At 65.1% G+C, this 15678-nt stretch carries 15 protein-coding genes; 9 read left to right on the plus strand and 6 right to left on the minus strand.

The genetic code is table 11. The features are described from left to right. Nucleotides 1-38 precede the first annotated feature (38 nt). Complete coding sequence (locus WJ12_RS02560; RefSeq protein WP_034186371.1) at nt 39-647, minus strand: CNP1-like family protein; 609 nt, start codon at nt 645-647, stop codon at nt 39-41. Between the two features lie 13 nt (nt 648-660). Next, entirely contained in the window at nt 661-1308 is a 648-nt protein-coding gene (locus tag WJ12_RS02565) for an RNA pyrophosphohydrolase (RefSeq protein WP_034186372.1), read from the minus strand. A gap of 218 nt (nt 1309-1526) precedes the next feature. Here WJ12_RS02565 and WJ12_RS02570 point away from each other — a divergent pair, with 218 nt between their 5' ends. Beyond that, nucleotides 1527-3263 carry a proline--tRNA ligase gene (locus WJ12_RS02570; RefSeq protein ID WP_049030429.1) on the plus strand — a complete coding sequence of 579 codons (1737 nt, stop codon included), beginning with the start codon at nt 1527-1529 and terminating at the stop codon, nt 3261-3263. 21 nt (nt 3264-3284) lie between these two features. Further along, nucleotides 3285-3887, plus strand: coding sequence for a MarC family protein (locus WJ12_RS02575; protein WP_034186374.1), 603 nt, complete (start codon nt 3285-3287; stop codon nt 3885-3887). Nucleotides 3888-3969: 82 nt separating this feature from the next. On the opposite strand, the gene WJ12_RS02580 is transcribed toward WJ12_RS02575, so the two are convergent. Together WJ12_RS02580 and ffh are read right to left on the minus strand one after the other, a co-directional pair. Then, nucleotides 3970-4521, minus strand: coding sequence for a hypoxanthine-guanine phosphoribosyltransferase (locus tag WJ12_RS02580; RefSeq protein WP_034186375.1), 552 nt, complete (start codon nt 4519-4521; stop codon nt 3970-3972). 95 nt (nt 4522-4616) lie between these two features. Then, nucleotides 4617-5984 (minus strand): signal recognition particle protein, encoded by a 1368-nt coding sequence (ffh, locus tag WJ12_RS02585; protein WP_034186376.1) that lies wholly within the window; start codon nt 5982-5984, stop codon nt 4617-4619. Between the two features lie 89 nt (nt 5985-6073). Here ffh and WJ12_RS02590 point away from each other — a divergent pair, with 89 nt between their 5' ends. From WJ12_RS02590 to WJ12_RS34260, 7 genes are all read left to right on the plus strand, one after another. Continuing rightward, a complete protein-coding gene (locus WJ12_RS02590) occupies nt 6074-6967 on the plus strand; it encodes a cytochrome C assembly family protein (RefSeq protein ID WP_034186377.1) in 894 nt (297 codons plus the stop codon). Nucleotides 6968-6980: 13 nt separating this feature from the next. After that, a complete protein-coding gene (locus tag WJ12_RS02595) occupies nt 6981-7298 on the plus strand; it encodes a PP0621 family protein (protein ID WP_059558063.1) in 318 nt (105 codons plus the stop codon). Then, the gene (ampD, locus tag WJ12_RS02600) at nt 7295-7885 is read left to right on the plus strand and encodes a 1,6-anhydro-N-acetylmuramyl-L-alanine amidase AmpD (RefSeq protein ID WP_034186379.1); all 591 of its coding nucleotides are present in this window, start codon (nt 7295-7297) and stop codon (nt 7883-7885) included. Before WJ12_RS02595 ends, ampD begins: the two co-directional genes overlap by 4 nt. A gap of 456 nt (nt 7886-8341) precedes the next feature. Further along, a complete protein-coding gene (locus WJ12_RS02605) occupies nt 8342-11347 on the plus strand; it encodes a ribonucleoside-diphosphate reductase subunit alpha (protein WP_059558061.1) in 3006 nt (1001 codons plus the stop codon). A 365-nt stretch (nt 11348-11712) separates the two neighbouring features. Next, nucleotides 11713-12924 carry a ribonucleotide-diphosphate reductase subunit beta gene (locus WJ12_RS02610; RefSeq protein ID WP_034186381.1) on the plus strand — a complete coding sequence of 404 codons (1212 nt, stop codon included), beginning with the start codon at nt 11713-11715 and terminating at the stop codon, nt 12922-12924. A gap of 83 nt (nt 12925-13007) precedes the next feature. Next, nucleotides 13008-13334 carry a hypothetical protein gene (locus WJ12_RS34255; RefSeq protein WP_080287729.1) on the plus strand — a complete coding sequence of 109 codons (327 nt, stop codon included), beginning with the start codon at nt 13008-13010 and terminating at the stop codon, nt 13332-13334. A gap of 28 nt (nt 13335-13362) precedes the next feature. Further along, a complete protein-coding gene (locus WJ12_RS34260; RefSeq protein WP_034186382.1) occupies nt 13363-14013 on the plus strand; it encodes a histone H1-like DNA-binding protein in 651 nt (216 codons plus the stop codon). 213 nt (nt 14014-14226) lie between these two features. Here WJ12_RS34260 and WJ12_RS02620 read toward each other — a convergent pair whose 3' ends face one another. Beyond that, nucleotides 14227-14700, minus strand: a complete 474-nt coding sequence (locus tag WJ12_RS02620) for an outer membrane lipoprotein (RefSeq protein ID WP_034186383.1) — start codon at nt 14698-14700, stop codon at nt 14227-14229. Between the two features lie 19 nt (nt 14701-14719). Beyond that, nucleotides 14720-15658, minus strand: a complete 939-nt coding sequence (locus tag WJ12_RS02625; protein ID WP_034186384.1) for a carbohydrate kinase family protein — start codon at nt 15656-15658, stop codon at nt 14720-14722. Between the last annotated feature and the right edge of the window lie 20 nt (nt 15659-15678).

Genomic DNA, 15678 nt, shown 5'->3' on the forward strand with positions numbered 1-15678 from the left:
GAGTGGCATGCGATGCGGAGGGCCCGCACCGTGCGCCGTCAACGCAACTGCGTCATCGCGGTGCGGTGGAACCGGATGTTTTCCAGGATCTGCCGGGTCGAGCCTTGCGGCATCTTGTTCGAGCAGAAGTAGTCCTGATACAGCGCGGAGTGGTAAGCGTTCAGTTCGCCGTTCTCGATGCGCCGCCAGTCGTTCTCGACCGTGCGATCCCAGCCGTTGTGGTCCGAGTTCAGGCCCGCGTACTGGCGCCATTCGTAGGTGTCGCAGCGGATGCCTTCGTAGTTCACGTTGCGCGCGCCGGCCGGGCTCGTGATGACGACCGCGTAGCGCACGACGCCATCGGAGCCGACGTCGAGCGACTTCGCGTCGACGAAGAACTTGAGCGGCGTGTTCTGCGATACGTTGAACGGCAGCAGGTCGCCCGTTTGCGGCAGCGGCGGCAGCGTGTCGACCGTGTTTTCCTTCCAGTTCCCCTGGCGGTCCAGCAGATAGACGAACTCGCTGTCATCCTTGTTGGACGGCGCTTTCGAATTCGCGCAGCCGGCCAGGGCAGCCATCGCGGCGATCGATGCGAGCGCGAGAGCAATCGCTTTCAATATGCATTCCTCGTAAAAAAAGGGCGCGACACCATGGTCGCGCCCGGTCATGCAGTCCGACTCGTCATTTGCCGACGATCACGTGGGGCGGCATCTCGTCGAGCGTGCTCGCCTCCACTTCGATCTCCGAACACACTACCGATGTGTCGACAATCGTCAGCGTCTGCTGGGCCTGTACGCCAATGACGCGCGGATAGCGCGACATTCGCGGCCCGCGCGGCTTCTCGGCTCGCTGCGCCGGGCGGCGCAGGAAGCGCGACAGTTCCGTCAGCGCCAACTGATAGACATCCCGCTTGAACTCGATCACCGCATCGAGCGGTACCCAGTACTCGTTCCAGCGCCACGCATCGAACTCCGGGTGATCGGTCGCGCGCAAGCAAATGTCGCAATCGCGTCCAACCATCCGCAGCAGGAACCAGATCTGCTTCTGGCCGCGGTAATGACCGCGTACTTCGCGTTTGATGAACTTGTCAGGCACCTCGTAACGCAACCAGTCGCGAGTGCGGCCGATTATCTTGACGTGTTCCGGATGCAGGCCCGTTTCCTCGTGCAGTTCCCGGTACATCGCCTGCATGGGGGTCTCGCCGTACTTGATCCCACCTTGAGGAAACTGCCAGGAATGCTCGCGGAGCCGCTTGCCCCAAAACACCTCGTTGCGCGCGTTCAAGAGGATGATGCCGACGTTCGGGCGAAAGCCTTCACGATCCAGCATACAACCACCTTCGAATCCTTTAAAATTGCTTTGATTATAAACAGATAACGGGCGCTGCGCACCGTGACGGAGCGAAACCGCGCGGGGTGCACCGACTGAATTGTCCCTGATTAGTCTGCTACGTCATCTGCGCCATCGTCGTTCGTCGCGCGCAGCTTTTTCACCTTGAAACTTTTTCGGGCGCCCCGCCTGGGGGCGCCGTTTTTGGAACCGTCCGCATGAAAGCTTCCCGTTTCTTTATCGGCACCCTGAAAGAAGCTCCCGCCGACGCGGAGATCGTCAGCCACAAGCTGATGGTCCGCGCCGGCATGATCCGTCGCGTCGCCGGCGGCATCTATAACTACCTGCCGGTCGGCTTGCGTTCGATTCGCAAGGTCGAGGCGATCGTGCGCGAGGAAATGAACCGGGCGGGCGCCATCGAGCTGCTGATGCCGGCCGTGCAGCCTGCCGAGCTGTGGCAGGAATCGGGCCGCTGGGAACAGTACGGCCCCGAGCTGCTGCGCTTCAAGGACCGCAAGGACAACGACTTCGTGATCGGGCCGACGCACGAGGAAGTCATTACCGACATCGCGCGCAACCAGATCAAGAGCTACCGGCAGATGCCGGTGAACTTCTACCAGATCCAGACGAAGTTCCGCGACGAGATCCGTCCGCGCTTCGGCGTGATGCGCGGCCGCGAATTCATCATGAAGGACGCGTATTCGTTCGACAAGGACGCGGCCGGCCTGAACGAGTCGTATCGCAAGATGTACGACGCGTACGTGCGCATCTTCACGCGCCTCGGCCTCGAGTTCCGCGCGGTCGCGGCCGACAGCGGCTCGATCGGCGGCAATTTCTCGCACGAGTTCCACGTGATCGCCGACACCGGTGAGGACGCGATCGCCTACTGCCCGACCTCCGACTTCGCGGCGAACATCGAAGCGGCCGAAGCGCTGCCGCTGATCGCCGAACGCGCGGCGCCGGCGCAAGCGCTGGAAAAGGTCGCGACGCCCGGCAAGGCGAAGTGCGAAGCCGTTGCCGAACTGCTGGCGATCCCGCTCGAGCGCACGATCAAGTCGATCGTGCTCGCGACCGACAACGAAGGCGCCGAGCCGACGATCTGGCTGGTGATGCTGCGCGGCGACCACGACCTGAACGAGATCAAGGTGTCGAAGCTGCCGGGCCTGAAGAACCACCGCTTCGCGACCGAACAGGAAATCGTCGAGTGGTTCGGCACGCCGCCGGGCTACCTCGGCCCGGTCGGCACGAAGAAGCCCGTGAAGGTGATCGCGGACCGTACGGTCGCGAACATGAGCGACTTCGTCGTCGGCGCGAACGAGGTCGACTATCACATCGCCGGCGTGAACTGGGGCCGCGACCTGCCGGAGCCGGACGTCGCCGACGTGCGCAACGTGAAGAAGGGCGACGCGTCGCCGGACGGCAAGGGCGTGATCGACATCTGCCGCGGGATCGAGGTCGGCCACGTGTTCCAGCTCGGCACCAAGTATTCGGAAGCGATGGGTGCGACGTTCCTCGACGAGTCGGGCAAGCCGCAGCCGATGCTGATGGGCTGCTACGGCGTCGGCGTCACGCGCATTCTCGGCGCGGCGATCGAACAGAACTTCGACGACAAGGGCATCATCTGGCCCGAGTCGATCGCGCCGTTCGAAGTCGTGCTGTGTCCGATGGGCTATGACCGCAGCGAGATGGTGCGCGAGACGGCCGACAAGCTGTACGCGGAACTCGTCGCGGCCGGCATCGACGTGATCCTCGACGACCGCGGCGAGCGCCCGGGCGTGATGTTCGCCGACTGGGAACTGATCGGCGTGCCGCATCGCCTGGTGATCGGCGAGCGCGGCCTGAAGGAAGGCAAGATCGAGTACCAGGGCCGCCGCGACGCCGAAGCGACGCTGTTGCCGGCCGACGCGGCTGCGGCGACGGTCGCGGAGAAGATCCGCGCCGCGCTCGCCCGCTAAGCTCGGCGCCCGGGGGACACGATGGAATACACGTTCCTGTCGGCCACCGTGCTCCTGGTGCTGATCACCGATCCGCTCGGCAACATCCCGCTGTTCATTTCGGCGATGCGGGACGTGCCGCGCGAGCGGCGCGTGAAGCTGATCCTGCGTGAAGTGGGGATCGCGTTCGTGATCCTGCTGTTCTTCATGGTGGTCGGCGACCGCTTCCTGCGGATGATGAGCCTCACCGACCTGTCGCTGCGGCTCGGCGGCGGGATCGTGCTGTTCCTGATCGCGCTGCGGATGATCTTCCCGCACCCGGACGGCGCGCTCGGCAGCGATCCGCGCGCGGGCGGCGAACCGTTCATCGTGCCGCTCGCGATTCCGGCACTCGCCGGGCCGTCCGCGCTGGCGACGGTGATGCTGCTGACGTCGCAGGCGCCCGGCAAGATGCTCGAGTGGGCCGGCGCGCTGACGGTCACGATGCTCGTCTGCGCGATCACGCTGGTGCTGGCCGAGCGGATCCAGCAATGGCTCGGCGAGCGGACGGTCGCGGCGTTCGAGCGGCTGATGGGCCTCGTGCTCGTCGCGATCTCGGTCGAGATGCTGCTGGCCGGCATTCGCGCGTTCGTGCACCAGTTGTAGGGCAGGCCGCGTACGCACGAAAAAAAGCGGCGCGCCGGGAAACCGGCGCGCCGCTTTTCTTATGGGGCCGGCAGGGCGGCGATCAGACGTCGGCGGTCAGCGCGCGGATCGTCGGCAGGTTGCGCCAGTAGCCCTTTGCGTCCATCCCGCAGCCGAACACGTAGCGGTCCGGCACCGAGAAGCCGCAGAAGTCGGGGTGCAGCGGCTTCGCCTTCGCGAGCGTCTTCTCGCACAGCACGGCCGACATGAAGCGCTGCGCGCCCATGTCGAGGATCCGGTCGCGGATCGCGGCCATCGTCTCGCCCTCGTCGAGGATGTCGTCGAGCACGAGCACGATCCGGTCCTTCACCGATTCGCGCGGCGCGACGCGCCAGTGCATTTCCGGGCTGCCCTGCGTCGTGTTGCGGTAGCGGGTCAGGTGGATGTAGTCGAATTCGAGCGGGAAATCGAGATGCGGCAGCAGCATCCCGGTAAACACCGCGGCGCCGCCCATCACCGAGAGAACGAGCGGGAACGCGTCGCCGATCTCGGCGCGGATCGCGTCGGCCATCTTGGAGATCGACGCGTTGACGGCATCGGCCGACACGATCTCTTCGGAGTGGTTGAAAATGTGGAGGGCTTCTTCGCGGTTCATGTGTTCTGGCGGGCAGTCGGTATACAAATAAGAATGAAGCAGAACGGCGGGCGCGCGCTACAGCAAAAACCCGCGCGCCCGGCCGGCGGGCGGAATCAGCGCATGCCGGGCATCATGCCCTTCAGGCCGCGCATCATCTTCTGCATGTTGCCGCCCTTCAGCTTCTTCATCATCGTACGCATCTGATCGTACTGGTTCAGCATCCGGTTGACTTCCTGCACCGGCACGCCCGCGCCGGCTGCAATGCGGCGCTTGCGCGTCGCCTTGATGATTTCGGGTTTGGCGCGCTCGGCCGGCGTCATCGAGCTGATGATGCCTTCCATCCGGCGGATCTGCTTTTCGGCCTGGCCCATGTCGGCCCCGGCGGCCGCCTGCTGGAACTGCGCGGGCAGCTTGTCCATCAGCGACGACAGGCCGCCCATGTTCTTCATCTGCGAGATCTGCGCGCGGAAATCGTTCAGGTCGAAGTCGCCGCCTTTCTTGACCTTGTCGGCCAGCTTCTGCGCGGCCTGCACGTCGACGCCGCGCTGTGCCTCCTCGACGAGCGCGAGGATGTCGCCCATGCCGAGGATCCGGTTCGCCATCCGGTCGGGGTGGAACACTTCCAGGCCGTCGAGCTTCTCGGCGACGCCGACGAACTTGATCGGCTTGCCCGTGATGTGGCGCACCGACAGCGCGGCGCCGCCGCGCGAGTCGCCGTCGAGCTTGGTCAGCACGACGCCGGTGAGCGGCAGCGTGTCGTTGAACGCCTTCGCGGTGTTGACCGCATCCTGGCCGAGCATCGCGTCGACGACGAACAGCGTTTCGGCCGGCTTCAGCGTGCCGTGCAGCGCGGCGATTTCCTGCATCATCGCCTCGTCGATACCGAGGCGGCCGGCCGTGTCGACGATCAGTACGTCGTGGTAGTGGCGCTTCGCCCAGTCGACGGCCGCAATTGCGATGTCGACGGGTTTCTGGTCGGGCGTGGACGGGAAGAAGTCGGCGCCGACCTGTTCGCTCACCGTTTTCAGCTGCATGATCGCGGCCGGGCGATACACGTCGCACGACACGGTCAGCACCTTCTTCTTGTACTTCTCGCGCAGCAGCTTCGCGAGCTTGCCGGCGGTCGTGGTCTTGCCCGCGCCCTGCAGGCCGGCCATCAGGATCACGGCGGGCGGCGTGACCGCGAGGTTCAGCTCGGCGGCCTTGCCTTCGTAGTCGCCGCCGATCACGGCGGTCAGTTCCTTCTGGACCACGCCGACGAGCGCCTGGCCCGGCGACAGGCTGCTGATCACTTCTTCGCCGAGCGCCTTTTCCTTGACCTTGGCGATGAATTCGCGGACGACGGGCAGCGAAACGTCGGCCTCGAGCAGCGCGAGACGCACCTCGCGGAGCATCTCCTGCGTGTTCGCCTCGGTGAGCCGGGCCTCGCCGCGCAGCGTCTTGACGACGCGCGCCATCCGTTGAGTGAGATTGTCGAGCATGGGGAGCGATGGACAGTGGGGCCCGAAGGCGCGGCGGAACCGAACAAAGGGAGCCGTCGCGGGAAGGGGGCCTAGTGTAAACTTCGAACATGGATATTGTACTGTATGCCCTCACCGCATTCCTGTACGGCGGCCTCGCCGTCGCAGGCTGGCGCACGCACCGCCAGGGTGCGACGCCGCTCGTCGCGAGCGTGCCGGCCGTGCCGGTTCCCGCGTCCGCCGCGTCGGGGATGAGCGGGGCCGGCCGCGCGCTGCTGTTCGCCGCGCTCGTCGCGCACGGCGTACTGCTCCACATGACGATCTTTCCGAACGACGCGATGGTGTTCGGCTTCGCGTTCGCGCTGTCCGCGATGTTCTGGCTCGGCGCCGGCATCTACTGGATCGAGAGCTTCTTCTTCCCGCTCGACAGCCTGCGCCTGCTGGTCTTGCCGCTCGCGTGCGGCGCGTCGCTGCTGCCGCTCGTGTTCGGCGGCGTGCGGGTGCTTCCTTATGCCGCGGCACCGCTGTTCAAGCTGCACTTCCTGATTGCGAACATCGCGTACGGGCTGTTCGCGATCGCCGCGCTGCACGCGATCCTGATGCTGATGGTCGAGCGGCGGCTGCAGTCGCTGCGCAGCGGCGGGCGCGACGGCTCGACGGGCTGGATCGCGAGCTGGCTCGAAACGCTGCCGCCGCTGCTCACGCTCGAGAAGCTGCTGTTCCGCCTGATCGGCGCCGGCTTCGTGCTGCTCACGCTGACGCTCGCGTCGGGCATCCTGTTCAGCGAGCAGATCGACGCGCGCGCGCTGCGGCTCGACCACAAGACCGTGTTCGCGATCCTGTCGTGGCTGATGTTCGGCGGCCTGCTGGTTGCCCGCAAGACGTCGGGCTGGCGCGGCCGCGGCGCCGCGCGCTGGGTGCTCGTGTCGTTCGCCGCGCTGCTGCTCGCGTATGTCGGCAGCCGGTTCGTTTTCGAGGTGCTGCTGCACCGTTCCGTGGTTTGACCGCAGGTTTCCGATGCGACAGATTCTTCTCCTGATCCTTCTCTTCTTCGCGGGTTCGTGGCTCGCGCGCAAGCTGCGCCACGCGCAGGAGCATGCGCAGGCGCGCACCGGCCGCGGCGCCGGTTATGACGGCGCGTCCGGCACCGGCGGCCCCGGAGCCGCGCGGCCGAACGGCGACGCGCGATCGCTGCCCGAGCCGATGGTGCGCTGCGCCGAATGCGGCGTGCATGCGCCGAAGGGCGAAGCGGTCGCCGCGGGCGGCGACTACTTCTGCAGCGCCGAGCACGCGCAGCGCCACGCCGCGCGCGCGAACGGTCGCGACGTGCGATGAGCGACGCGCCGACGTTGTCGGTCGACGCGAACGGCTGGGTGCGCGAAGCGCGCCATGCGCCGTCGCCGAACTTCGAGAGGCGGCCCGCGGGCGCGGTGCCGACGCTCGTGGTCGTCCACAACATCAGCCTGCCGCCCGGCGAATTCGGCGGCGACGCGATCGAGTCGCTGTTCCTGAACCGCCTCGACTGCGATGCGCACCCGTATTACCAGCGCCACCTGCGCGGCGTGCGCGTGTCCGCCCATTTCCTGATCCGCCGCGGCGGCGAGCTCGTGCAGTTCGTGTCGTGCGACGAGCGCGCGTGGCACGCGGGCTCGTCCGAGTTCTTCGGCCGGACGCGCTGCAACGACTTCTCGATCGGCATCGAGCTCGAAGGCGCGGACGACGTGCCGTTCGACGACGCGCAATACGCGGTGCTCGCCGCGCTGTCCCGCGCGCTCGCCGCGCGTTACCCGGTCGACGCATTCGCCGGGCACTCGGACGTCGCGCCGGGCCGCAAGACCGACCCGGGCCCGCACTTCGATTGGCAACGCTTCGCGAGCGATGCCGGTTTTTCCGCCGAATACTTTCCTTTCCGTCAGCACTGATCGCGGGGTTTTTTGAGCGGAGAAAGTTTTTTCTCCGACCAATGCCTTGTCGTGTCTGCGCGTGAGCGATGTCAAGACCTTCACCGCAAATTATCCGTTTTGACCTCGTCCGAATGTCCACTATACTTGGTGCCAGTTGAGCAGTTCTGTACTAGATATAGTGTGTGTCGCAGGGGAAAACCCGAGCGGCACCGGCCGGCGGGCAACGCCGGCGGACAGGGTTCTCAGGGCGGCGCGTCAGGCCGGGCGGTCCGGGCGTCGCGATCAGCGCAGCGAACATCGACGGGGCAGGGTAGACATGACGAAGCACACGACCGGCCAGGTTGTCGCGCATCGACCGAACCGGCTTCCCCGGCGCATCGCTCGCCTCTTACCGCTCGCGCACCGCGTTGCGCAGCGTTCGTTTTAATCCGCGGTTCTTTCTCTCCGCACCATCCAACACCAGGAGCTTTGCACATGCAAACCACCGACAACGCGACGTCCCAGTACGAGAGCGCCTCGAGCCGTCCGCTCGGCGGGACCGACCAGGGCGCGAAGGCGCTCGCGCCGCAGGCCACGTTCGCCGACTACAAGGTGATCCGCCGCAACGGCAGCGTGGTGTCGTTCGAACCCTCGAAGATCGCGATCGCGGTGACCAAGGCTTTCCTGGCCGTCAACGGCGGGCAGGGCGCGGCTTCGGCGCGCGTGCGCGAGCAGGTCGAACAGCTGACGCACAACGTCGTGCGCGCACTCGTGCGCAGCCGCCCGAACGGCGGTACGTTCCATATCGAAGACATCCAGGACCAGGTCGAACTCGCGCTGATGCGCGGCGGCGAGCACAACGTCGCGCGTGCGTACGTGCTGTATCGCGAGAAGCGTCACCTCGAGCGCCAGCATGCGGGCGAGGACGCAGCGGCAGCGGGCGGCGAGTCGAGCACCGGCATCAACGTCGTCGACAACGGCGTCACGCGCCCGCTCGACCTGAACGCGCTGCGCGCGCTGATCGTGTCGGCATGCGACGGCCTCGGTGCTGCGGTTAACCCTGACCCGATCGTCGCGGAGACGGTGAAGAACCTGTACGACGGCGTGCCGATGAGCCAGGTCTACGACTCGGCGATCCTCGCGGCGCGCACGATGATCGAGAAGGACCCGGCCTACAGCCAGGTCACGGCCCGCATCCTGCTGCACACGATCCGTCGCGAGATCCTCGGCGAGGAAGTCGTGCAGGCCGAGATGTCGACCCGCTACGCGGAATACTTCCCGCAGTTCCTGAAGCGCGGCGTCGACGCCGGCCTGCTCGACGACAAGCTGCTGCAGTTCGACCTGAAGCGCCTCGGCGAAGCCCTCGACGCGAACCGCGACCTGCAGTTCGGCTACCTGGGCCTGCAGACGCTGTACGACCGCTACTTCCTGCACGTCGAAGGCACCCGCATCGAAATGCCGCAGGCATTCTTCATGCGCGTCGCGATGGGCTTGTCGCTGAACGAGATCGACCGCGAAACGCGTGCGATCGAGTTCTACAACGTGCTGTCGAGCTTCGACTTCATGAGCTCGACGCCGACGCTGTTCAACTCGGGCACGCACCGCTCGCAACTGTCGTCGTGCTACCTGACGACGGTCGCGGACGATCTCGACGGCATCTATGAAGCGCTGAAGGAAAACGCGCTGCTGTCGAAGTTCGCCGGCGGCCTCGGCAACGACTGGACGCGTGTGCGCGCACTCGGCTCGCATATCAAGGGCACGAACGGCAAGTCGCAAGGCGTGGTCCCGTTCCTGAAGGTCGTGAACGACACGGCCGTCGCGGTGAACCAGGGCGGCAAGCGCAAGGGCGCGGTCTGCGCGTACCTCGAATCGTGGCACCTCGACATCGAGGAGTTCCTCGAGCTGCGCAAGAACACCGGTGACGACCGTCGCCGTACGCACGACATGAACACGGCGAACTGGATTCCCGACCTGTTCATGAAGCGCGTGATGGAAGGCGCCGACTGGACGCTGTTCTCGCCGTCGACCTGCCCGGACCTGCACGACAAGTTCGGTGCCGACTTCGAGAAGGCTTACACGGCTTACGAAGAGAAGGTCGCGCGCGGCGAGATCAAGCTGTTCAAGAAGATCCCGGCGCAGCAGCTCTGGCGCAAGATGCTCGGCATGCTGTTCGAGACGGGTCACCCGTGGATCACGTTCAAGGATCCGTGCAACGTCCGCTCGCCGCAGCAGCACGTCGGCGTCGTCCACTCGTCGAACCTGTGCACGGAAATCACGCTGAACACGAGCGACACCGAAATCGCGGTGTGCAACCTCGGCTCGGTGAACCTCGTCGCCCACCTGGTGAAGCAGGCCGACGGCAGCTACGCGCTCGACCACGACAAGCTGAAGCGCACGATCAGCGTCGCGATGCGCATGCTCGACAACGTGATCGACATCAACTATTACGCGGTGCCGAAGGCGCGTAACTCGAACCTGAAGCACCGCCCGGTCGGCATGGGCATCATGGGCTTCCAGGACTGCCTGCACCTGCTGCGCACGCCGTACGCGTCGGAAGCGGCGGTCGAGTTCGCCGACCGGTCGATGGAGGCGGTCTGCTACTACGCGTACTACGCGTCGACCGAGCTGGCCGAAGAGCGCGGCCGCTACTCGAGCTACCGCGGCTCGCTGTGGGATCGCGGCATCCTTCCGCAGGACACGCTGAAGCTGCTGACGGAAGCGCGCGGCGGCTACGTCGAGGTCGACACGTCGGAGTCGCTCGACTGGACGACGCTGCGTTCGCGGATCGCCGCGCACGGCATGCGCAACTCGAACTGCGTCGCGATCGCGCCGACGGCGACGATCTCGAACATCATCGGTGTGTCGGCCTGTATCGAGCCGACCTTCCAGAACCTGTACGTGAAGTCGAACCTGTCGGGCGAATTCACGGTGGTGAACGAGTACCTGGTGCGCGACCTGAAGGAACGCGGCCTGTGGGACGAAGTGATGGTCGCCGACCTGAAGTACTTCGACGGCATGCTGTCGCGCATCGACCGCATCCCGGCCGACCTGCGCGCGATCTACGCGACCGCGTTCGAAGTCGACCCGACGTGGCTGGTCGAAGCGGCATCGCGTCGCCAGAAGTGGATCGACCAGGCGCAGTCGCTGAACATCTACATGGGCGGCGCGTCGGGCAAGAAGCTCGACGAGGTCTACAAGCTCGCATGGCTGCGCGGCCTGAAGACGACCTACTACCTCCGCACGATGGCGGCGACGCACGTCGAGAAGTCGACGGTCGCACACGGCGCGCTGAACGCCGTGCCGACGGGCGGCGCGGGCAACGGCGGTTCGGGCAGCGGCGGCGCGCAAGGCGCGGCAGGCGGCTTCGGTGCGGCGGGTGGCGATGTGTCGTCGGGCGCGATCAATGCAGCGCCGGCACTCGCGCCGGTCGAGGCGGACGGTCCGGTGTGCACGATGCGTCCGGGCGATCCGGGCTTCGACGAGTGCGAAGCGTGCCAGTAACGCAGTGCGCCTGACCTGAGAAGCAGGCAAAGGCGGCGCACACGACGACCGATCGAGGTTGAAGTGTGCGCCGCTCTCAACTAAAAAAATGATAAGGAATCTGTAACGCGCCACCTGCGTTGCAGGCAGTGACAAGCGATCGAAACATCCCCGACGGCGTCGCGTTTCGATCGGCGTTCGATGCGTCGGGCGCACCTCGCGATACATGCGCAACTCACTTCGCGCGCTGCATGAACGACGATGCGTTGCTCAAAGTGTTGTATCGAGGTCGCAACGCGAATCGAAAAAAGGATTTTTCGTGAGCGAACCCTTTTATCGCTCAGGAAAAGATGGTACAAACCGTTCTAAATTGATGGTGAGAATTTATGCTCAACTGGGATGACGAGAAGACTGCCGTAACCCCCGCGAGCGGAGCGCAGCAAAACGCGTTGCGCACCTCCGCCGGGATGGCTGTCGGAATGCAGGCCGCTGCGCCTGCCGCCCATCAGGTCCGTGACATTTTCGAAGGCGATCTTGCGGTGCCGCCGCAAGCATCGGCTGTTCCCGCCGGCGGTACGGAAGCGCGGGTCAATGTCGCCGACAAGCGCATCATCAACGGCCAGACTGACGTGAATCAGCTGGTGCCGTTCAAGTACAAGTGGGCGTGGGAAAAGTATCTGGCCGGTTGCGCGAACCACTGGATGCCGCAGGAAATCAACATGTCCCGCGACATCGCTCTGTGGAAGGACCCGAACGGTCTGACCGAGGACGAGCGCCGCATCGTGAAGCGCAACCTCGGCTTCTTCGTGACGGCCGATTCGCTCGCGGCGAACAACATCGTGCTCGGCACGTACCGCCACATCACGGCGCCCGAGTGCCGGCAGTTCCTGCTGCGCCAGGCGTTCGAGGAAGCGATCCACACGCACGCGTACCAATACATTGTCGAATCGCTCGGTCTCGACGAAGGCGAGATCTTCAACGCGTACCACGAGGTCACGTCGATCCGCGCGAAGGACGAATTCCTGATCCCGTTCATCCACACGCTGACGGACCCGGCCTTCAAGACCGGCACGCTCGAAGCGGATCAGAAGCTGCTGAAGTCGCTGATCGTGTTCGCCTGCATCATGGAAGGCCTGTTCTTCTATGTCGGGTTCACGCAGATCCTCGCACTCGGCCGCCAGAACAAGATGACGGGTGCTGCAGAGCAATATCAGTACATCCTGCGCGACGAGTCGATGCACTGCAACTTCGGCATCGACCTGATCAACCAGATCAAGCTCGAGAATCCGCATCTCTGGACCGCGGAATTCCGCGCCGAGATCCGCGAGCTGTTCAAGCAGGCTGTCGAACTCGAATACCGCTACGCCGAAGACACGATGCCGCGCGGCGTGCTGGGTTTGAACGCGTCGATGTTCAAGAGCTACCTGCGTTTCATCAGCAACCGCCGTTGCCAGCAGATCGGCCTCGATCCGCTGTACCCGAACGAGGAAAACCCGTTCCCGTGGATGAGCGAGATGATCGACCTGAAGAAGGAACGCAACTTCTTCGAGACGCGTGTGATCGAGTATCAGACGGGGGGCGCGCTGTCCTGGGAATAACCCGCAGCAGCGAACCCGTCACATGATGTGAGCAGCCGGCGGCCTCTCGGCCCCGGCCCAAGGTTTAGGAGCAAGAACGCCTGATGCAAAGCATGCCCGGTGCCTTAACGGCCCAACGATACGACAGGCACTTTGCGAACCCTTCAGTGGGATGGGCAAACTTCCCTCCGGATAAAGCGGACGGCCGTGTGGCGGTCCGCTTGATCAAGCGATTAGGGGTAGCGGCGCGCGGTGCGCCGGCTACCGACTTGATTTGGCGCGCGAGGCCGAGTGGTCACGCGCGCCATACCGTATTCATTAGCGTAAGCGCGCGGTATCTGCGTACGCCGATGAATAGCCCGCTTCGAAGCGCACGTCCTGAACAGCGTCCGCGGGAAGCGGGTTTTGACGAAGGGTGTAGTTTGAACTGACTCTCATCTGAACCTGAAGGAGAACAACATGGCTACTGCCAAGAAGAAACCGGCTGCTAAGAAGGTTGCTGCCAAGAAGACCGTTGCGAAGAAGGCTGCTGCTCCGGCGAAGAAGGCCGCTGCAGTGAAGAAGGTCGCAGCGAAGAAAGTCGCCGTGAAGAAGGTTGCTGCGAAGAAGGCAGCACCGGCGAAGAAGGCCGCAGCGAAGAAGGTCGCAGCCAAGAAGGTCGCAACGAAGAAGGTTGCAGCCAAGAAGGTCGCAGCAAAGAAAGTCGCCGTGAAGAAGGTTGCTGCGAAGAAGGCGGCACCGGCGAAGAAGGCTGCTGCGAAGAAAGTTGCAGCGAAGAAGGTCGCCGTGAAGAAGGTTGCTGCGAAGAAGGCAGCACCGGCTAAGAAGGCTGCTGCGAAGAAGGCGGCACCGGCGAAGAAGGCTGCCGCGAAGAAGGCTGCGCCTGCGAAGAAGGCTGCCGCGAAGAAGGCTGCGCCTGCCAAGAAGGCTGCCCCTGCGAAGGCGGCTGCTGCGCCGGCGAAGAAGGCTGCTGCACCGAAGAAGGCCGTCGTGAAGAAGGCTGCGCCGGCAACGACCGCGTCGACCGCATCGGTTGCGCCGGCATCGGGCGTGAAGACCGCGCTCAACCCGGCAGCGGCATGGCCGTTCCCGACCGGCAGCCGTCCGTAATCGCGGCTGACCAGCACCACCCGGACACTCACGTGGTGTCCGCGGGTTGAGTAGCGCTACTCAATCAGTCCCGCCATCTGGCTCAGGTGGCGGGATTTTTTTCGTCCGTACTCGCCGAGGTGCTGGCTGCGGCGAGTACGGACGAAAAAAAACGCATGTGCAGCGTCGCACATGCGTTCGACCGCGGCTTGCGCCGCGTGCTGAGGATACCGGTTAGTGCGTGACGCGCGTGACGCCGCCGCTCGACAGCAGTCGTACGCGCTCGCCTGCACGGAACGCTTCGCCGCTGGCCGCCTGCGTGATCGAGCGCAGATCGCCGTTGTCGAGGCGCACGGTGATTTCGACACCGTTCGCCGTGCTGAGGTTTTCGCCCACGGCGTTACCCGCGACCGCGCCGACGAGGCCGCCCGCGATCGCCGTCAGGATCGAGCCCTTGCCGCCGCCGATCGCGCTGCCTGCGACCGCGCCGAGTGCGCCGCCGCCGAGCGTGCCGATCGCGCTGCCGCCGCCGTCGGACTGGATGCGTACCGCGCGGACGCTTTCGACCGTGCCCATGCGGACCGTCTGTTCGCGCTGCGCCTGGCCGACGCTATAGACATCGGCGGAACCGGGTGCCGTGAAGCAGCCGGCGAGCGTCAGCGTGGCCGTCAGCATGGCCGCGAGCGTGAGGGTTTTGTTCGTCAACATCTTTGCTCTCCCACAATATTCATTTGAGACTGTAACCGAATGCAGTCTCGAAGCGTGCGTCGATTTCCGCGCGCGTCAGTACGTAACTCTGGGGCCCCTGGTGGGCGATCTTGAGCGAGCCCATCAGGCTGGCGAGGCGCCCCGTGGTCGCCCAGTCGAGGCCATGCTCGATGCCGTACAGCAGGCCGCCCCGGAAGGCGTCGCCGCAGCCGGTCGGATCGGCGATGCGCTCGGCCGGTACGACAGGAATCTGCTCCGTGCCCTGCTTGTGGCGGATGGTCGCGCCGTGCTCGCCACGCGTAATGACGAGGGCGTCGACCCGGCTGGCGATTTCATCTTCGGACCATCCCGTCTTGTCGCTCACCAGCTTGGCCTCGTAGTCGTTGACCGCCACATAGGTCGCAAGTTCAATGCTGCGGCGCAGCGTCGCACCGTCGAACAGCGGCAGACCCTGGCCCGGGTCGAACACGAACGGCACACCGGCCTTGGCCAGTTCTTCCACGTGCTGCACCATCCCGTCGAAGCCGTCCGGGCCGACGATCGCGAGCTGGATGTCCGGCGCGTCGCCCGCATGGTTCAGGTGCGACTGCATCATCGCGCCCGGGTGGAACGCGGCGATCTGGTTGTTGTCGAGATCGGTCGTGATCATCGCCTGCGCCGTATACGTATCGGGCAGCACGCGAACGTGGTCGCGGCGCAGGCCGAGCTGGTCGAGCCGGTCGAGATACGGCTGCGCGTCGAGCGCGCCCATCGTCCCCATCATGCGCGCATCGCCGCCCAGCAGGTGCAGCGCATACGCGATGTTGCCCGCGCAGCCGCCGAATTCGCGGCGCATCGTCGGCACGAGGAAGCTCAGGTTGATGAGGTGCACCTGGTCGGGCAGGATGTGCTCGCGGAACCGCCCTTCGAAGGTCATGATGGAGTCGTAGGCGATCGAGCCGCAAATCAGCGTAGCCAAGGTGTGCGTTCCTGTAGAAA

Source organism: Burkholderia seminalis (genome assembly GCF_001718535.1).
GTDB lineage: Bacteria > Pseudomonadota > Gammaproteobacteria > Burkholderiales > Burkholderiaceae > Burkholderia > Burkholderia seminalis.